Annotated in this window: 1 protein-coding gene; it reads right to left on the bottom strand. The window is 58.6% G+C overall.

Annotated features, from left to right (window positions below; all coding sequences use genetic code 11):
- Nucleotides 1–227: hypothetical protein (locus AC0QH1_RS00360; protein WP_324628759.1), on the bottom strand; the 227-nt coding region annotated here is incomplete at both ends.

Consider the following 227-nt stretch of genomic DNA (forward strand, 5'->3'; position numbering starts at 1 on the left):
AGCTTAGCCTGCATGGTGTCGATTTGTTCCTGTTGGCGCAAGAGTGCCGGGTGGTTGGCCGGGTCTTTGTAGCGAGCGATTTGCGCCTTCGCGCGCTGCAGTTCGGTTTGCAGTTGCGCCACCTGCTGTCGCTGCTGTTGCTTGTATGCGTCGAGTTTCTCCTTCACCTGCCCTGGGGAGAGGTACTCCTCGGGGGGCAAGAACACATCCACGAGATGCAGTTGTTC

This window comes from Phormidium sp. CCY1219, assembly GCF_055795085.1.